Here is an 18,327-nt window from a genome sequence, read left to right as displayed (position 1 = left end):
GAGAGGGGTTTCCTTGGTTGAAAGAAATCCTAAACATAGCCTCATGGAAAGCTAAGCTGGAGTACGGCTAATCCCCGTCGGTCTCATACCGTTACCATGTTTAAGTGATGAATGATTTTATCATTCATAATTAGGGTGGTACCGCGAACAAATCTCGTCCCTGCATTCAATGCAGAGAGGGGATTTTTTAATTTTATCACGCATTAACGAGCTGTAATCCCCCCATTTTTAAGTGTGAGGGAACCCGAATCGCGTGAAGGTTGGGGGAAACAGCCTGTAAATTCCTAATTTTGTTCAACTAACATTCAGTGGAGGAAGAACGAAAACCCCACTGAATGAAGTTTCGCTTTATAAAACGTTTGGAGGAATGATTCATGAAACAATTAAGCTCAGCAGAAATAAGACAACTCTTTATTGACTTTTTCAAAGAGAAAGGACATCAGGTAGAACCAAGTGCTTCTCTAGTTCCTGTCGAAGACCCAACATTATTATGGATTAACAGTGGGGTTGCAACATTGAAGAAATATTTCGACGGTCGAGTAATTCCGGAAAACCCGCGTATTGTGAATGCACAGAAGTCCATTCGCACAAATGATATTGAAAATGTTGGCTTCACAGCAAGACACCATACATTTTTTGAAATGCTAGGGAATTTCTCCATTGGTGATTATTTTAAAAAAGAAGCAATAACTTGGGCCTGGGAGTTTTTGACGGATGAGAAATGGATCGGTTTTGATAAAGAATTACTATCTGTTACCGTACATCCAGAGGATGATGAAGCATATGACATTTGGCTGAATGAAATTGGAATTCCAAAAGAGAGAATTATTCGCTTAGAGGAAAACTTCTGGGATATTGGTGAAGGACCAAGTGGACCAAATACGGAGATCTTCTATGACCGTGGTGAAGCATATGGAAATGATCCCAATGATTCAGAGCTTTATCCAGGTGGAGAGAATAGCCGTTATTTGGAAGTGTGGAATCTTGTATTTTCCCAGTTCAATCATAATCCAGATGACACGTACACACCGTTGCCAAAGAAAAATATTGATACTGGAATGGGCCTTGAGCGATTGACATCGATCATTCAGCAGGTACCAACGAATTTTGATACGGATTTATTTATGCCAATTATCCGTAAAACGGAAGCTATTGCAAATACTACCTATGGAAATAGTGATGAGGGTGATACGGCATTTAAGGTCATTGCTGATCATATCCGCACGGTAAGCTTTGCAATAGGTGATGGTGCGGTTCCATCAAATGAAGGCAGAGGCTATGTACTACGAAGACTCATACGACGAGCAGTTCGATTTGCAAAAGAAATTGGAATTGAGAAATCATTTATGTATGAATTAGTCGATACCGTTGGTGAAATAATGAAAGACTTCTACCCAGAAGTTTTACGTCAGCGTGAATTTATTCAAAATATTATCAAGGTGGAAGAGGAGCGTTTCCATGAAACGCTAAATGATGGATTGCATATACTATCATCCATTATGGATCGAGAAAAAGCTGCAGGAAATACGATGTTTCCTGGTGAGGAAGTATTCCGACTTTATGATACGTACGGTTTCCCGAAAGAGCTTACTGAAGAATATGTAGAACAACAAGGTTTCACTATTGATCAGGAAGGTTACGAACAGGAAATGGAAAAGCAACGTGAGCGTGCTAGAAATGCAAGACAAAAGGTAGATTCCATGCAAGTTCAAGATACAGTTTTAAGTGAAATCAAGATTGAAAGTGAATTTGTCGGCTATGATCAGCTTGAAGTGGATACAACGATAGCATCCATTATTGGTGGAAAAGAAGTTGTAAACACCATGAAAAAAGGTGATGAAGTTTTATTATTTTTAGATCGGACTCCTTTTTATGCTGAAAGTGGTGGGCAGGTTGCAGACCATGGTTGGATATACACAGAAAATGCATCTGCGTATGTACTGGATGTACAGAAGTCACCAAAAGGCCAGCATATTCATCGTGTTGAAATTAAAGAAGGTGAATTTCATGCAGGTGAGAGCGTAAAAGCAATGGTGGATGAGCGCTTCCGTACAGCAGTCATCAAAAACCACACGGCAACACATTTGCTCCATCAGGCGTTGAAGGACGTTTTAGGCACACATGTAAACCAAGCGGGTTCATTAGTGACACCAGAGCGATTACGCTTTGATTTTTCCCATTTTAATCCTGTAACGAAGGATGAACTGAAACAGATTGAACACATTGTTAATGAAAAAGTGTGGGAATCAATTTTCTTGTTTATAGATAATAAGAAACTGGATGAAGCAAAAGAGATGGGTGCAATGGCTTTATTCGGTGAAAAATATGGCGATGTTGTAAGAGTTGTTCAAATTGGTGATTACAGTCTAGAGTTATGTGGTGGTTGCCATGTGACGAACACTTCTGAAATTGGCTTATTCAAAATTGTATCAGAAAGCGGTATTGGGGCTGGTACAAGAAGAATTGAAGCTGTTACAAGTAAACATGCATATGAATACCTCAATGATAAATTAGAAGTATTTAGCAGATCTGCAAAGCTTGCTAAATCAAAAGAAGAACAGCTTCCAGAACGAATCGAAGGATTGCATCAAGAAATTAAAGGATTACAAAAAGAGAATGAGTCCTTAAGTGCGAAATTATCCAATTTAGAAGCTTCATCTATCTTAGATAAGGTAGAATCCATTCAGGATATAAGCCTTCTAGCTCAAAAGGTAAACGTGAAAGATATGAATCAATTACGTAAGATGCTCGACGAATTGAAGCAAAAGTTAGATTCTGGTGTCATTTTACTTGCGGCTGAAAATGATGGAAAGGTTCAATTAGCTGCAGGTGTGTCAAAAGATTTGATTGAGCAAGGCTTACATGCTGGGAACCTAATCAAACAAGCTGCAACCATTTGCGGCGGTGGTGGCGGTGGACGCCCAGATATGGCACAAGCAGGTGGTAAAAATCCAGCAAAAATTGCAGAAGCACTAGAAGCAGCTAAACATTATATAATTGAAAATATTAAGCAGGCTTAAGCAACATTTTTGGACTGAAGTTCTAACGAAAAGTAGGGACAGTTTGTATCCTTCTTTGGAAAAAGATATAATAATTTGTATAAACATGTTAGAATATGAATTAGAAGCGATTGTATTATAACAAGGCAAACTTGGAACGAGGTGTCACGATGAGTTCAATAGATAAGACAATGAAATTTAATTTCTCAGAGGAACCATTCGACCAGGATATAAAAGATATTCTTCTGACGGTACATGAGTCTCTGCAAGAAAAGGGATATAATCCGATCAATCAGATAGTAGGTTATTTATTGTCGGGCGATCCAGCGTATATTCCAAGATACAATGATGCCAGAAATTTAATTCGCAAAGTTGAACGAGATGAAGTTATTGAAGAATTGGTTAAGTTTTATTTGGAACAGCATAAAGATAAGTAAAGGATAAGCAGATGAAAATTGTAGGATTAGATGTAGGTTCAAAAACGATAGGTGTAGCAGTGAGTGACGCTTTTGGTTGGACAGCACAGGGTGTAACAACGATAAAATGGGATGAAGCCGATATTCATTCAGCGGATGCTGAACTAAAATCAATTATAGAAACGCATGAAATCGGAAAAGCTATCGTTGGATTACCGAAGAATATGAATGGTACAATTGGCGAACGTGGTGAAGCATCAAAAAGATACGCACGTCATTTGGAAGAAGTACATGGTATACCAACCGAGTTGTGGGACGAACGGCTTTCAACCATCGCAGCAGAACGCGTACTTTTGGAAGCAGATATGAGTAGGAAAAAAAGAAAAAAGATAATTGATAAAATGGCAGCAGTGATGATACTGCAAGGCTATCTTGATCAAAAATAAAGGAGTGATAGTATGGGATTAGAAGAAAAGGAAAGAATTATTATACCAGATGAAAATGGTGAAGAGCATCTATTTGAAGTATTATTTACATTTGATGTAGATGAAACAGGACAAACATATATTGCAGTTGTTCCTGCTGAACAAGCAGATGATGAGGAAGTAGAAGTATATGCATTCCGATATGAGGAAACAGACGACTCCGACTTATCACTCTTCCCAATTGAATCAGATGAAGAATGGGACATCGTTGAAGAAATGCTAAACACATTAGCAGAGGAAGAAGATGAATCGTAAGTATTAATTTCATAAAAACGGAGCTGATGTCATTTTTGACATCAGCTTTTGCTTGATTGATGGAAGGTTAAGACGTGCTATCTATATCAAAACGTTTATTTCAGAAAGGTAGGTCTTATCCAAACCAAATCATTAAAAAAGTGGAAGGATAAAAATCCGCTAAACCTTTTAAACTGTAAATCAACCTATTATTGCTATAGAACCGCATGTGCCTTTGTTGAATTCCGCTATATTATGGATAAAAATATCATTTTTTAGTATAATATAGCGGATGAAAGGGGGATATTGGATGTCCAAAAAGAAAGGGTCAGGCAGTTTTAAGGACAACCTTATTACCAGAAGCCAAGAGGCAAGTACTGTAAGAAAGATTGTATTGATTATACTTGTTGCTTTGTTCCTGATATTAGCCATTGGTGCAATTTCAGGCTATTTATACGTGAAATCGGCTCTGGAGCCTGTAGATGCAGAAAGTGAAGAAGAAATTACAGTAGAAATACCAATCGGTTCTTCAAGCTCAAATATTGCTGCAATTTTAGAGGAAAACGGAATTATTAAAGATGGAAGAGTTTTTCGGTTCTATGTAAAATTTAATAATGAGTCTGATTTTCAAGCGGGTGAATATACCTTTACACCTGCCATGACATTTGATGAAATTATAGAGTCACTGAAAAATGGACGCGTAATACTGGATGCGGTCCATACCGTGACCATTCCTGAAGGATTAACAATTGATCAAATTGCTGAAATATATAGTGAGCGATTTGACTTTACAAAAGAGGAATTTCTCGAAACCGTTAATGATCGAGCTTATGTTAAAGAATTGATGGAACGATACCCAAATCTTTTATCAGAAGAAATACTCGATCCCGATATTCGAACACCATTAGAAGGCTATTTATTTGCTTCGACTTATGATTATTACGTCGAATCCCCAAGCATTGAATCAATCGTTGAGGGAATGCTTGATCAAACACAAAACGTAGTATCTAAATATATGCCAGCTATTGAGGAACTAGATTTTAATGTACACGAAGCACTTACATTTGCTTCACTCGTTGAAAGAGAAACGGCAAGCGAGGAACAAAGACAACAAATTTCAGGAGTATTTTATAATCGCTTGGAAGCGGAGATGCCACTTCAGACAGACCCTACTGTTCTATACGCTTTAGGGGAGCATAATGAGGTTGTTACGTATGAGGATTTGGAAATAGATTCCCCGTACAACACATATAAAGTCACTGCATTGCCAATTGGCCCAATTGCCAATTTTGCGGAAAGCTCTTTAAACGCCGTAGTTGAACCAGCAGATACGGATTATATGTATTTCCTGCACGACAAAAAAGGGGAAATATATTATGCTGAAACGTACGAGGAGCATTTACAAAACAGGGATGAATATATGAAATAATTATCTGGGAATGTGAAATATCTATTTCACATTTCCCGTTTTTATAAGTATAAAAGGTACTATAACGAGCAAAGAGGTAAAAGAATGAACGAAGAAATAACTAAATATTTAACAGCTCTATTACCAGATCAAGAAGATTGGATAACTAAACTCGAATCGGAAGCCAAAGCTGATCAGGTGCCGATTATGGATAGGTCAGGCATGAACTTTGTAGCACAGCTCGTGCGATTAACACGTCCCGGGCAAATATTAGAAATAGGAACAGCGATTGGATATTCTGCTTTACGAATGCAAGCAGCGAGTTCCAATGCTTTCATTATAACAATTGAAAAAGACGAACAACGCTATCTTCAAGCAGTAAAAAACATTGAAGCATTAGGTAAACAAGAACACATCGAGGTAATACAAGGGGATGCTCTAGACATACTTGTAGAACTAGCTGAACATGGAAAACGGTTTGACTTGATTTTTATTGATGCGGCAAAGGGTCAATATGAGCGTTTCTTTGAACTTGCTAACCCAATGTTAAATCCAAATGGCATTATCATTTCGGATAACGTGTTATTCCGAGGATTCGTCGCGAACCCTCTTGATGTTCCGAAGCGTTATCAGAAGATGGTAGATAAAATAAGAAATTACAATGAGATGCTAACGAATCATCCCGACTTCAAAACAACGATTTTGCCAATAGGAGATGGAGTAGCAGTAAGTTATAAAATGAAATAAGGAGAGGTGCTTTTTCGTGCGGGACAAGCCAGTAGTTATCGGTGTAGCCGGTGGAAGTGGCAGTGGTAAAACATCTGTAACACGCTCCATCTGTCAACGCTTTACAGATAAAACCATTCTTGTTGTAGAACAAGATTATTATTATAAAGATCAAAGTCATCTTCCATTGGAGGAAAGGTTAAACACGAATTATGACCATCCATTAGCGTTTGATAATGATTTGCTAATTGACCATTTACGTGATTTAATGAATCATAAACCTATCGAAAAGCCTGTTTATGATTATAAAATTCATACACGATCAGATGAAGTAATACATGTAAAACCGAAAGAAGTAATTATTGTTGAAGGAATTTTAATACTTGAAGATCCACGGCTAGTTGATTTAATGGATATTAAAGTATTTGTTGATACAGATGCCGATCTTCGTATTATTCGCAGGTTATTAAGGGATATTAAGGAAAGAGGTCGCTCATTAGATTCCGTTATTGACCAGTATATTAATAGTGTACGACCTGCTCATTTACAATTTATCGAGCCTTCGAAGCGATATGCAGATATTATAATTCCTGAAGGTGGACAAAACCATGTAGCGATTGATATAATGGCTTCTAAAATCGAAACAATCTTAGCAAAAAAATAAAGTGTAGGTTCAAAAAGAAGGATGGAAAGGACCGAGCAGTTCGAGGCGGCGTAGCTTGGAGCAGGCGATTTTACACGCAGGAAAAGTGATTTTCTTTTCCAAAGAGTGGAAAAGTAAGCCAACGAGCTTCTATAGCATGTGGTGACTTCGACGTTGACACAGGACGTGTCGGAAGTTAGTTGAAGGTCATCTGTTCTCGAAGTGTCATTTTCACCGGACTTTTTGAACGACCACTAAAACAAAAAGATTGAAAAACGGTTACAAATCTGCCATAGTAATCTTTAGTATATTTTTTTTATCGTCAGCATAAGCTTTAACGCTTATTTTTATTTGTATAGTGAAAAGAAGGAGTGTTTTGAATGGTTGTAGAGAAAAGTTATTATATGACACAAGAGGGGAAAGAAAAATTAGAGAAGGAATTACATTATTTGAAAACAGATCGACGTCAAGAGGTTGTGGAACGAATTAAAGTTGCACGAGACTTTGGCGATCTATCTGAGAACTCCGAGTATGATGCGGCAAAAGATGACCAAGCATTTGTTGAACAACGTATTACACAAGTGGAAAAAATGATTCGCAATGCAGTCATCATTGAAAATGATAATGATAATCCAGATGTTGTTTCTTTAGGTAAAACCGTAACTTTCATGGAATTACCTGATGGAGATGAAGAAACCTATACAATCGTTGGAAGTGCGGAAGCGGATCCATTTGAAGGAAAAATTTCCAATGATTCTCCAATGGCAAAAAGCTTATTAGGTCATGAAATTGGGACAGAGGTAGCAGTGGCAACCCCTGGTGGCGATATTCAAGTTAAAATTACGAAAGTGGAGTAGTAATTTATAAATCAATCTTACAATGAGTAGTGGATACTATGTTTAAATGGACATGGTAGCCACTATTTTTTATAGGTATACCCAACTTTTTATTCCCCGTAACAACATATTATGTATTTTTAATCCTAACACATTCGATCTTTATTAGATAATCATAGAGAAAAATGTATATCATTATAAACTTTTTCGTATTGGAGTTACCAATTTAGAAGTATTACTATTATTGTAAGACCTATTAGAAAATAATGGAGGTGCTACTAATTGGTTAAGCTGACGACTGAAACATTGTTTAGTAATGATTTACTAAGTCAAATCAGAGATAAGTTTGCATTTGTTGATATTGATCCCCATACACAGAAGAAGCGACTGTTTCTTGACAACGCAGGAGGATCCTTTCGACTGAAAAGCGCCAATGAAAAATTTGCGCAGTTCGATTTGATTCCAGATCATCCCGGACGTGACCATGAAACAGCAAAATTTTTATTTGAAATTGAACAACAAGGAATAAATGATACACGAACAATATTTAATGCGAAAGAAGGGAGCATTGCAACTTACCTAACTGCTTCCCAGGCTATGTTTGAAATTACTGGTGTGATTGCTGAGAATATTGAGGGATCAAATATTGTTACTACCGCATTAGAGCATCCATCTGCATTTGATGCTGCCAAGTTTTATGCAAATAAGTTAGGAAAGGAATTTCGTGTTGCTAACACTAACCCTGTAACAGGAGGAGTGGATGTAGATGAAATAACGAAACTTATTGACAGCGACACTTGTTTTTTGAGTGTTATTTATGCATCGAATATTTCAGGCGCCATTTTAGATATTGAGACAATTGTAAAAGAAGCAAGAAGAATAAAACCAGATTTATATATTATTATTGATGCTGTGCAGCATGCCCCACATGGTTTAATTGATATCGAAAAAACCCCTGTAGATGCGATGAATATAGCACCGTATAAATTTTTCGGAGTGAGGGGAAGCGGGATTGCTTATCTTTCTGAAAGAGCTGCAAAACTTCCACATCACCGCCTGTTTGGAAAGGATAACAGTGATTTACAACTTGGCAGTTCAACACCTGGACATTTTGCTTCCATCAGTGAGGTTGTAAATTATGTTTGCTGGATAGGAAGTAAATTTTCCGATGAGCATGATAGAAGAAAAATGTTTGTAGAAGGAATGAATCGGATTGCTTTACATGAACGATCTCTTCTTGAAGTTATGCTGGATGGAACAGATAAAGCAAAAGGGTTAAGAAATATCCCGGGCATCACCGTCTATCTTGACTATGAAGATTTGTCCAAAAGGGATTTTATCGTTGCTATTCGTATAGAGTCTTTTGACTATCATGAAGCGGTTAATCAATATGGAGCTGAAAACATTATTGTTTATGATCGTGTAGCATCAAGCATTTATTCCAAAAGAATGTTGCAATCATTTGGAATGGAAGGTGCAATTAGGATATCGCCTTTACACTGTAACACTGTAGAGGAAATTGAAGAATTCCTAGAAGTTACACAAAAAATCGTTGAAAGAAATATAAAAAGTATCATATGAAAGAGAAATAGAGCAAATTTTTGAACGCTCATCTTGGAGTGAGCGTTTATTCTGATTTAAAGGAAGACAAACTCCTCTTATTTAAAAATGTAATAAAATCCATACCGGCTTTTGAAAGTGGTTGGGACTTTTTATAATACAACATAATATTTTGATAAGCGTTTATATCATTAATTTTATAGAAAAATAATTTATCGGTTGCCTCTACGTAATGGGTAACTCCAGCACGTACAAAAGCAATCCCTTTTCCATTACAAGCAATATAATAGGAAGTAAGCATCTGATCTAGATACATGGTTACACTGGGTGTGAAACCTGCCTTTTTACACATCTTCAAACTTCTCTGGTACATATCGTTTCCCTTTTTTAGCAATAGGAAATTTTCTTTTTCAAATGCCTTTAGATTGACTTTCGGATATTTCTCACTCAAATATTGCCCATTTACAACATCTTTGAAAGTTAGACGATATTTTTCCAAGGCATTGTTTATTTTATAATAGGAAGGAACTGCAAGTATAATATTTTCTCTTTCCCAAGCATAAGAATCGAATACTTTAGGATCTCCTTTCATTTCAACATCTATCACAATATCAACAGTGCCTGAACGCAGATCTTTCATTAAATCATCTGCATTAGCCTCGAGGAGATGCACCATATAATCTGGATGTTTAAGTTTAAATTCCTGAACGACTGTTGGTAAAATATAAGTGCAGAAGAAGGAAGCTCCCCCAACATTGATAGACGTCTGTTTATGATCCGCTAAGCTATTAAAATAGGATCGCATTTCTTTTTCTAGATGCATGATGTACTCGATTGATTCAATATAATATCTTCCTGCTGGTGTTAGTTGGATTGGATTACTACTCCTATCAAAAATAGGAAGACCAATTTCTGCCTCTACCTTCTTAATTGTCGCACTAAGTGCTGGCTGTGAAATATAAAGCTTTTCTGCTGCTTTTGAGAAACTTCTATTCAAATATACTTCATATACATAATCCATATTTTTGAGCATTAGAGTCCTGGAATCCCCTTTACTATAGACGTACTTTAAAAATTTCCCTTTTATACTATTTTTAAAAAGAAGTATGTACATTCACTTTTTATGTACCATTTTATTTGGCATATAGAGAAAAGGATATATCATTATAAATGTTTTCGTATTGGAGTTGTAATCCTTAAAGAGCTACTATTATAACTATAGAGAATAATCAAGGATTATGCAAAGTGGTAAGGAATGACAAAGAGAGGGAGGGAATACGTATGAGCTTATTAGAAGAAAAGTTTTTAAAACTAGGTGCTGAATATGCGCCAGGACAAGAAGTACGACAGAATACCGTTGAGGTTGATATTCACAAGAAGAGAATGCTTGGGTCATCTGTTGATTTTTCACATGGTGATGTTGATGCTTTCGAGCCAATACCAGGATCATTGGACGTTTTTATTGAAGGTGTAAATTCTGGTGGGAAACAGGCCTACACGGAGTATCGTGGAAGTAAAAATATTCGTGAGGATGCAGCAGAAAAGCTTTCGATTTTTGCGGGTACAACGATTAATGCAGAGCAGAATCTTATTATTACGCCAGGCACGCAAGGTGCACTTTTTCTAGCTATGGGAGCTTCTATTTCAAGAGGGGATAAAGTTGCAATTGTAGAACCAGACTATTTTGCTAACCGAAAACTAGTCGAATTTTTTGATGGTGAGGTTGTCCCTGTCCATATGGACTATTTCGATAATGACAATTCAGCAGGTTTGAACTTAACGCAGTTAGAGGATGCTTTCCGAGCTGGTGTTAGACTCTTTTTATTCTCTAATCCTAATAATCCTACAGGCGTCATTTATTCACAGGAAGAAATTTATGAGATTGCAGAACTGGCTCAAAACTATGGGGTAGCAGTTATCGTTGATGAGCTGTATTCCCGTCAAATTTTTGATGGACGTGCGTATACACATCTTTGTGCACAGAATATCTTAAATCCCGAAAATATAATCACGATTATGGGTCCATCAAAAACTGAGTCGTTAAGTGGGTATAGGCTTGGAGTAGCATTTGGGTCTGCCAAAATCATCGATCGTATGGAGAAACTACAGGCTATCGTGTCCCTGCGTGCTGGCGGCTATAACCAAGCCGTATTGAAATCTTGGTTTTCTGAACCGAAAGGATGGATGGAAAAAAGGATTGCACAACACCAGGCAATTCGGGATGATTTGGTTAAAAAGTTCTGGAATGCGCAAGGCTTTAAGGTAAGAGCTACAGAGGCAGGGAGTTATCTATTTCCACAGTTCCCCGAATTAACTATTTCTATATATGATTTCGTAAAGGTACTTCGCGTTCAAGCAGCTGTTACAGTAACCCCGGGTACTGAATTTGGACCAAAGTTTAAAGATAGCTTTCGCATAAATTTCTCACAAAATCATCAGGTCGCAACTGATGCAATTGACCGTATTATTCAAGTAGTAGAGGAGTACCGTAAATGACTACCTCAGAAAAGAGAAACAATCCTATTCCACAGGGAACTATGTTCTGACAACACGATGAAGAAAAAAATGGTGTGTTGACTCAACGTGGGGAAGTGGGCATATTGAAGTCGATACGCTTTTCATAAAGATAAAAATGAATTGGGAAGTTTATAAAACATTATTATCCGGCATTTTTAGTTTAAATGCCAATTCAGCAGGAATAAAAGAAGAGGTGACAGATGTATATTTGGAACGTACATCTGTCACCCTTATTAAAATCATTTACTCCGCAATCTCAAATTCCTCAGCTTCAGAATCAACAATAATGAAGTATTCATTTACATTGGAATCAAGCTTCCATTCTCCTGCATTTTCGTCATAAATGACTGTTAGTTTTCTCGATCTCGTGTACTGATCCTCATCCCTATCCCGTAATAGCCATCCTAGGTTACTGTTTGGTTCATGAAACACATGGTGTACATAAAATTCAAGCGTATAAGCATCCTTGTTTTCGTCAAATTTCGGATCACTTACTTTTGATAGATCATAAGTAGTGTGAACTAGCTTTCCGGTATAATCTGGATCTTCCTTCTCGACGTCAGTAATTTGATCTTCTAATTTTTCTTTGAAATTCTCAGTAATACCATCTTTTAGTAGTGATGCATCTCTTTCAGAAAGTGCTATTTGATACTGTGCGATCGTTTCATTCAATTGTTCCATTAACGCATGGAGGGCTTCGTCATTTAGTGCATGTAGTTTGTTAAAATTCACGTGGTCACTATCAATTGTTATCTCTTCACTCTTTACAACTCCCCATGGATAATCTTTTCTAATATCCAAGGAAACAGAATTGTCATTTGGAAAGGTACCAATTGATTGTTCGCCTTCCGAAATCGTTATGTCAGTTTCTTCATCGTTAATATATAACGTAAAATCGTCCTCAAGTGCATGGACAGTAATCGGTGCAAGCGGAAGTTCAAATTCATGGAACCCTGCTTGCTGACGATTATTAAAAAGTTCAAGATCATCATGTTGCTCTGCCGTTACATATGTATTATCAAATAAAGCTTGCACAGAATAGACTCCAGGCATAAATGGACCGAAGCTTTCTTCAAAAGTTTCCTCTGTTGTAGTAGCAACCTCTTCTTCATTTATGGATAATGTAATGTTTTCATTTTCTGCTGCTAGGGTAATCATAGCAGGAATAACTTCAAACTTGTAATCGTCAAATAATGCCCAGGCCTTCCCATCATGGATAAGATTTAAAGTCGCATAAACATCATCCATGTATGCAGTGCCATTATTTCCATCGGTTTGGTTGATAAATTCTGCTTGACTATGAAACTTGGAAATAAGCTCATCTAGTGATTCGGGATTAGAATTAAGATAATTGATAAATGCACTTGTATTCTCATCGGTTATTTCAAATGATTCAACAGCTGGAACGAGTAAGGACTTAAGTTTTGCTGTATCTTCGTTAGCAACTGCATCTTCGAAAGCAGATATGCTTTGTTCTGTACCAAAAGACTTGTTTCCAACTACATATAAACTGATGACTGCAATGAATAATACTCCTACAATAGCTCCTATGACTAGAAATATTTTCTTATTTCTCGGTGCTTTTTGTTCTGAAACGTTAGACCCGCATTCCGGACAAAATTTCTTTACGCCAGAAAGATTGTGGCCACAATTCGGACACTTCATAAAAATAGTTCCTCCCTTTAATCTATGTAAGTATTTTCATATTATCATAAGACGAACGAAATAGGATGCTACTTATAGACTGTTTATTTCAATAGATATTAGTATATTTAATATTAGTCGCACTCAAACTTTAGTTCGTAATATACACATATTTATTTATAAAGTACTATCAAAAAGCGATTTTTTGAAAGATGGAAAACGTTAACAAACATTTCATTATTATTACATTTACATTACATTCCCGAAAAAAGTCAGCTAATCATCTCCATCTAGTTATATTGATCTATGTCAATGCGATTATACAATTCCTTATTTTCCCAATCGGAAATATGAATAATTTTTTGAAAATAAAATAAAGCATTCTATTTTTTAATGATTCTTTCAAAAATAGACTAGAATACGAACGTTTAATCGAAATTGTTGATATATCATATGTATTTATCCAAATATCTTAAATTAAAACTATATCCTTATCTTAAATTCAAGATAATTCCCGAACTAAACCAGGACTATATAACTGTTTTTGGTAAAACCCCTTAAAATTATGTGACAGATTTAGTAATATTATGTGAGTAAAAAGTGAAGGCATAATTAATATGGTGGTGAATGAATTGAAAAAAATACGAATTGTCGTGGCAGACCATAATAGTAGCTATATGGAATCATTATCAGCCTTTTTGCGCATATCAGAGGAAGCGTCACGATTTATCGTTACATATTTTTCTGAACAAGGTAAACTGGAATCCTATTTAAAACGAGGAGACATAATCGACATTATGTTAATTAGCCCAGAGCTATATGATCCAATGCTAAATATAGCTCCTGAAACATGCATTATTCTACTCGAGGATGATCAGCTATCGACAAGGAGAGAATCGATGGAAGCTGTGTTTCGATACCAGCGGTTAAATCAACTTATTTCCAGTATCCTTGCAATCTATTATGAGCGAAATCAATCAGCAGGTAAGCTGCTGGCAAGAAGCAAGAAAACGAAAGTAATAACAGTTTATTCTCCAATAGGAGGATGCGGTAAGACGGCAATTGCTACAAACTTAAGTAAGCAGTTGGCACTTAATCATGCGAAAGTATTTTATTTAAATCTTGAGCTATTAAATACTACAAGACTATATTTTACATCTGCTGAAGATAATCCGTCATTGCAAATATTTTATTATGTAAAAGCAGAATCACCTCAGCTTTTGTCTAAAATTGAAGCGTTGAAAAAGTACGACGCATATTCAATGGTTGATTATTTCGACATTGAGATTAGTGCCGATGAGTTGCTTGAATTCAATGAGGCTGATGTAAAGCGATTAATTAATGGAATTGTTGAAACAGGTGCTTATGATTATATTGTTGTCGATCTTGATAGTTCCTTGCACGAAAGAAACATCGCAGCTATCAAAGAATGCGACCAGATCATCTGGCCAATTGCAAACGATGTGCAAAGTTTATTAAAAACAAAGTCGTTTTTTGAAGAAGAACTAAAGTTGATGGGTAAAGAAAACATCGTTAAAGATAAGCTAACAGTTCTTTTAAATAAGTATACTGGATCGATGGTAGGTACGATGGGGGAGTATGGGATATCCGTAGATGGCTACCTGCCATTTATAGAAAACTGGATCAACATGCAATCCAGCTCTGAAATATTAGGAAATGAACAATTTAATCAAGAGCTTCAATCCATTATTCACGATAAGATTATAGTCGAACTGGAGGGGGTTTCTACCATTGGTTGAGGAACAAATTGTGAAGAATCTCATTCGGCAGCTTAGAGAAACCTTAGATTTAATGCACTCGATTACGAATGATGAATTAAAGGAATATGTAGAGGCTGCAGTATTTGACTATGCGAAGGAGCAACATTTGAAGTCTACGGAGATTAAATATCTCGTTGAGCGAGTCTATAACTCATTTCGTGGTTATGACGTTCTACAGCCATTAATTGATGATAAGACAATTACAGAGATTATGATTAATAATCATAAAGAGATTTTTATCGAACGATTTGGTTCAACGACAAAGGTAGATATTCAGTTTGAAAGTGAGCAAAAATTAGAGGATATCATTCAATCGATTGTATCGAAAGTGGATCGTGTGGTTAATGAATCTTCACCAATTGTTGATGCCAGATTACAAGACGGATCTAGGGTAAATGTGGTTCTTCCACCGATCGCCTTAAAAGGCCCAGTAATGACGATTCGGAAATTTCCTGATAAACCACTGCTCATTGAGGATTTAATCAAATATGATTCGATTTCCGAAGAAGCAGCTGAATTCTTAAGGAAACTTGTCATCTCGAAGTATAATATTTTTATTGGTGGAGGTACGGGTTCAGGAAAAACAACATTTTTAAACGTACTTTCAAATTTTATTCCGCAACACGAACGAATCATTACGATTGAGGATTCTGCTGAGCTTCAAATTAAAAATGTTCCGAATCTTGTTAGTTTGGAAACACGAAATGCAAATACAGAAGGAAAGGGAGAAATTACAATTCGTGATTTAATCAAATCTTCCTTGCGTATGCGGCCAGATCGAATCATCGTCGGGGAAGTACGTGGTGCCGAAGCACTTGATATGCTGCAGGCGATGAACACTGGTCATGATGGTTCGCTTTCCACTGGTCATGCTAACTCTGTAAAAGATATGCTGAGCAGACTTGAAACAATGGTGCTGAATGGTGCAACCCTACCAGTGGAAGTTATTCGTAAGCAAATTTCTTCAGCGATTGATATTATGATTCACTTAATGCGCTTGCGAGATAATTCAAGGAAAATTGTCGCGATAAGTGAAGTGCTTGGTGTTGAAAATGGTGAAGTCGTTTTAAATCCACTTTATGAATTCGTGGAAGAAGGAGAAAAAGAGAATGGTGAAGTAATCGGAAAACTCGTTTCTACAGGTAATAATCTGGTTAACCAGTCAAAAGCGAATCTTGCAGGTATCGAAGTAGATCATGAAAAGGTAAGCGGGTGATGCTATGGCGGATATTATTTTAGTTATCCTATTGGTTGCTTTAGTAGCAGGGTATATTATCGCTGTATCAAAAAGAAAGAAACGAGAGGAAAACCAAACGGAACTGGCGGATGAAGTTGCCAAAAATACAGAGCTGGAACAACTAAAAAAGAAGCATTTTATGGAACGGATGCGTCATCGATCAGATAAGCAAATCGAGTCACATCTTGTCGATTACGCGGAGTATCACCTCTTGATGAGAGAGTATATCTTTTATGCAGCTCTTGCAATCATATTTTTCGCATTTATCGGTTATTTATTTTATGAAAGCTTTATAGCTGCGATTATCTTTGGGGCTGCTGGATTGTTTTATCCGAAAATCCAGAAGAAAACACTCTTAGAAAAACGCAAGGAAAAATTAAAATTACAATTTAAGGAAGCAATTGCCTCGCTGTCCTCATCGCTTGCAGCAGGTAGGTCAATCGAGAATAGCTTCAAAGAAGTTGTGTCAGATCTATATCTTCTATATCCAGATCCAAAAACAGAAATTATTCAGGAGTTCGAGATTATTAATCGGCGAATTGAAAATGGAGAGACAATCGAGAATGCAATTTTAGATTTCAGTATCCGTTCCGATATTGAAGATATTCAAAATTTTGCGGATGTTTTCATTACGTGTAAGCGGTCTGGCGGGAACCTCGTAGAAGTTATTCGAAGAACGTCAGATATTATTAGTGAAAAAATTGATATTCAGCAAGAAGTTGCCGTCATGATTGCATCCAAGAAATTCGAATCACGAATTTTAAGTGTTGCACCGGTAGGAATGATTTTATTATTGAAATACAGTGCAGAGGATTACTTAGCTCCAATGTATGATTGGAGTTCGGGCGGTCCGCTGATTATGACAGTTTGTTTGGGGATCCTTATTTTTTCCTATTGGTTTGGGCAACGAATTATGGATATTAAGGTGTGATGAAGTATGATGGTCTATGGCATATTGACCTTAGTGATAATTTTTATATATTTTGGAATTTCCGTTAAAGTTGGGAAGCAATATGATGTAGTTGTTGAGGACTTTAAAAACGACTATCCGCTAATGTTTATGGCTCCTGTATCATTATTTATTATTGATAATTTAAAGATTATGGAGCGGCTATACAGTCAAATTGCAAAAATACAACAAAAAATGATTAGTTTATATGGCAACAGAACAGCGTTGCAGCATACGAGAATGTATGTGGCACAACTAATTTCAACGTCACTTGTATGTTTATTAGGAACATTTTTATTTACGTTATTATCTGAAGGTGATGTGACGATCTTTATCGTTGGGATTTTATTCACTGTTCTAATTCCATATGCAATGATTAGCAAGCTCTCGAGTCAAGAAAAGGAACGGAAGGAAAAAATTCTTACGGAGCTCCCAGAAGTAGTGAATAAAATTATTTTGTTAGTGAATGCCGGGGAAACAGTGCAGCAAGCATTAATCCGATGTGTTACGCAAACAAATGACCCGAATTCTCCACTAATTAAAGAATTAACTGAAACAGTTAATAAAATGGTGAGTAATGAACCTTTTCATCAAGTATTGAATGATTTAAGTAAAAAATGTGGTGTACAAGAAATCTCGATTTTTACTACAACAATTTTATTAAATTATCGTAAGGGTGGTAATGATTTAATTCTTGCATTACGTGAATTGTCTCATGAGTTATGGGAGAAGCGAAAGTCCATTTCCAAGACAAAAGGGGAAGAGGCGTCATCTAAGCTCGTATTCCCGCTTATACTCATTTTTGTAGCGGTTATGATTATTGTTGGTTTTCCTGCACTTACCATCTTGTAAGTACAGGTTACAAAATATAAAACAAAAGAATTTTAGGAGG

16 protein-coding genes and 1 other annotated feature (1 of these 17 cut by a window edge) are annotated in these 18,327 nt (G+C 36.5%); of the genes, 14 read left to right on the top strand and 2 right to left on the bottom strand.

Annotation, left to right across the window (positions count from 1 at the left end):
* Nucleotides 1-165, top strand: a binding site (T-box leader) (it extends 44 nt beyond the left edge of the window).
* A gap of 209 nt (nt 166-374) precedes the next feature.
* The 9 genes from alaS (at nt 375) to NST46_RS17225 (ending at nt 9,328) form a co-directional block, all read left to right on the top strand.
* Nucleotides 375-3,020: an alanine--tRNA ligase gene (alaS, locus tag NST46_RS17265; protein WP_341137508.1), complete on the top strand. Its 2,646-nt coding sequence runs from the start codon at nt 375-377 to the stop codon at nt 3,018-3,020.
* A 149-nt stretch (nt 3,021-3,169) separates the two neighbouring features.
* On the top strand, nt 3,170-3,436 hold the full coding sequence (locus tag NST46_RS17260) for an IreB family regulatory phosphoprotein (RefSeq protein WP_095307133.1): 267 nt from the start codon (nt 3,170-3,172) through the stop codon (nt 3,434-3,436).
* An 11-nt stretch (nt 3,437-3,447) separates the two neighbouring features.
* On the top strand, nt 3,448-3,861 hold the full coding sequence (ruvX, locus tag NST46_RS17255) for a Holliday junction resolvase RuvX (RefSeq protein ID WP_095307132.1): 414 nt from the start codon (nt 3,448-3,450) through the stop codon (nt 3,859-3,861).
* Nucleotides 3,862-3,873: 12 nt separating this feature from the next.
* Nucleotides 3,874-4,155, top strand: a complete 282-nt coding sequence (locus NST46_RS17250; protein WP_095307131.1) for a DUF1292 domain-containing protein — start codon at nt 3,874-3,876, stop codon at nt 4,153-4,155.
* A gap of 289 nt (nt 4,156-4,444) precedes the next feature.
* Nucleotides 4,445-5,563 (top strand): endolytic transglycosylase MltG, encoded by a 1,119-nt coding sequence (gene mltG, locus NST46_RS17245; RefSeq protein ID WP_095307129.1) that lies wholly within the window; start codon nt 4,445-4,447, stop codon nt 5,561-5,563.
* Nucleotides 5,564-5,647: 84 nt separating this feature from the next.
* Nucleotides 5,648-6,289, top strand: a complete 642-nt coding sequence (locus NST46_RS17240; protein ID WP_095307128.1) for an O-methyltransferase — start codon at nt 5,648-5,650, stop codon at nt 6,287-6,289.
* A gap of 16 nt (nt 6,290-6,305) precedes the next feature.
* Nucleotides 6,306-6,932 carry a uridine kinase gene (gene udk / locus NST46_RS17235; protein WP_095307127.1) on the top strand — a complete coding sequence of 209 codons (627 nt, stop codon included), beginning with the start codon at nt 6,306-6,308 and terminating at the stop codon, nt 6,930-6,932.
* A gap of 359 nt (nt 6,933-7,291) precedes the next feature.
* Nucleotides 7,292-7,768: a transcription elongation factor GreA gene (gene greA / locus NST46_RS17230; protein WP_095307126.1), complete on the top strand. Its 477-nt coding sequence runs from the start codon at nt 7,292-7,294 to the stop codon at nt 7,766-7,768.
* A gap of 261 nt (nt 7,769-8,029) precedes the next feature.
* Nucleotides 8,030-9,328: an aminotransferase class V-fold PLP-dependent enzyme gene (locus tag NST46_RS17225; protein WP_095307125.1), complete on the top strand. Its 1,299-nt coding sequence runs from the start codon at nt 8,030-8,032 to the stop codon at nt 9,326-9,328.
* Nucleotides 9,329-9,374: 46 nt separating this feature from the next.
* On the opposite strand, the gene NST46_RS17220 is transcribed toward NST46_RS17225, so the two are convergent.
* Nucleotides 9,375-10,328 carry a LysR family transcriptional regulator gene (locus NST46_RS17220; protein ID WP_341137507.1) on the bottom strand — a complete coding sequence of 318 codons (954 nt, stop codon included), beginning with the start codon at nt 10,326-10,328 and terminating at the stop codon, nt 9,375-9,377.
* Between the two features lie 260 nt (nt 10,329-10,588).
* Between NST46_RS17220 and NST46_RS17215 the strand changes: the two genes are divergently transcribed.
* On the top strand, nt 10,589-11,803 hold the full coding sequence (locus tag NST46_RS17215) for a pyridoxal phosphate-dependent aminotransferase (protein ID WP_303447314.1): 1,215 nt from the start codon (nt 10,589-10,591) through the stop codon (nt 11,801-11,803).
* 264 nt (nt 11,804-12,067) lie between these two features.
* Here the strand turns inward: NST46_RS17215 and NST46_RS17210 are convergent, their stop codons facing one another.
* Entirely contained in the window at nt 12,068-13,489 is a 1,422-nt protein-coding gene (locus tag NST46_RS17210; RefSeq protein WP_341137506.1) for a zinc ribbon domain-containing protein, read from the bottom strand.
* 611 nt (nt 13,490-14,100) lie between these two features.
* Here NST46_RS17210 and NST46_RS17205 point away from each other — a divergent pair.
* From NST46_RS17205 to NST46_RS17190, 4 genes are read left to right on the top strand one after another with little or no spacing between them, the layout of a single operon-like run.
* Entirely contained in the window at nt 14,101-15,228 is a 1,128-nt protein-coding gene (locus tag NST46_RS17205) for an AAA family ATPase (protein WP_340001878.1), read from the top strand.
* On the top strand, nt 15,221-16,465 hold the full coding sequence (locus NST46_RS17200; protein WP_240033757.1) for a CpaF family protein: 1,245 nt from the start codon (nt 15,221-15,223) through the stop codon (nt 16,463-16,465). The genes NST46_RS17205 and NST46_RS17200 overlap by 8 nt, the downstream gene beginning before the upstream one ends.
* A gap of 4 nt (nt 16,466-16,469) precedes the next feature.
* Nucleotides 16,470-17,417: a type II secretion system F family protein gene (locus NST46_RS17195; protein WP_095307119.1), complete on the top strand. Its 948-nt coding sequence runs from the start codon at nt 16,470-16,472 to the stop codon at nt 17,415-17,417.
* Between the two features lie 6 nt (nt 17,418-17,423).
* Nucleotides 17,424-18,287 carry a type II secretion system F family protein gene (locus NST46_RS17190; RefSeq protein WP_095307118.1) on the top strand — a complete coding sequence of 288 codons (864 nt, stop codon included), beginning with the start codon at nt 17,424-17,426 and terminating at the stop codon, nt 18,285-18,287.
* Nucleotides 18,288-18,327: the final 40 nt, after the last annotated feature.

The organism is Oceanobacillus sp. FSL W7-1309 (assembly GCF_038002145.1).
GTDB classification, from domain to species: Bacteria; Bacillota; Bacilli; order Bacillales; family Amphibacillaceae; genus Oceanobacillus; species Oceanobacillus profundus.
The sequence above is the reverse complement of the archived record's forward strand: the minus strand, read 5'-3'. Positions and strand labels throughout refer to the sequence as shown.

Coding starts and splice junctions, on each gene's coding strand:
- alaS (WP_341137508.1), top strand. CDS start 375: ATGAAACAATTAAGCTCAGCAGAAATAAGACAACTCTTTATTGACTTT.
- NST46_RS17260 (WP_095307133.1), top strand. CDS start 3,170: ATGAGTTCAATAGATAAGACAATGAAATTTAATTTCTCAGAGGAACCA.
- ruvX (WP_095307132.1), top strand. CDS start 3,448: ATGAAAATTGTAGGATTAGATGTAGGTTCAAAAACGATAGGTGTAGCA.
- NST46_RS17250 (WP_095307131.1), top strand. CDS start 3,874: ATGGGATTAGAAGAAAAGGAAAGAATTATTATACCAGATGAAAATGGT.
- mltG (WP_095307129.1), top strand. CDS start 4,445: ATGTCCAAAAAGAAAGGGTCAGGCAGTTTTAAGGACAACCTTATTACC.
- NST46_RS17240 (WP_095307128.1), top strand. CDS start 5,648: ATGAACGAAGAAATAACTAAATATTTAACAGCTCTATTACCAGATCAA.
- greA (WP_095307126.1), top strand. CDS start 7,292: ATGGTTGTAGAGAAAAGTTATTATATGACACAAGAGGGGAAAGAAAAA.
- NST46_RS17220 (WP_341137507.1), bottom strand. CDS start 10,328: ATGGATTATGTATATGAAGTATATTTGAATAGAAGTTTCTCAAAAGCA.
- NST46_RS17215 (WP_303447314.1), top strand. CDS start 10,589: ATGAGCTTATTAGAAGAAAAGTTTTTAAAACTAGGTGCTGAATATGCG.
- NST46_RS17210 (WP_341137506.1), bottom strand. CDS start 13,489: ATGAAGTGTCCGAATTGTGGCCACAATCTTTCTGGCGTAAAGAAATTT.
- NST46_RS17195 (WP_095307119.1), top strand. CDS start 16,470: ATGGCGGATATTATTTTAGTTATCCTATTGGTTGCTTTAGTAGCAGGG.
- NST46_RS17190 (WP_095307118.1), top strand. CDS start 17,424: ATGATGGTCTATGGCATATTGACCTTAGTGATAATTTTTATATATTTT.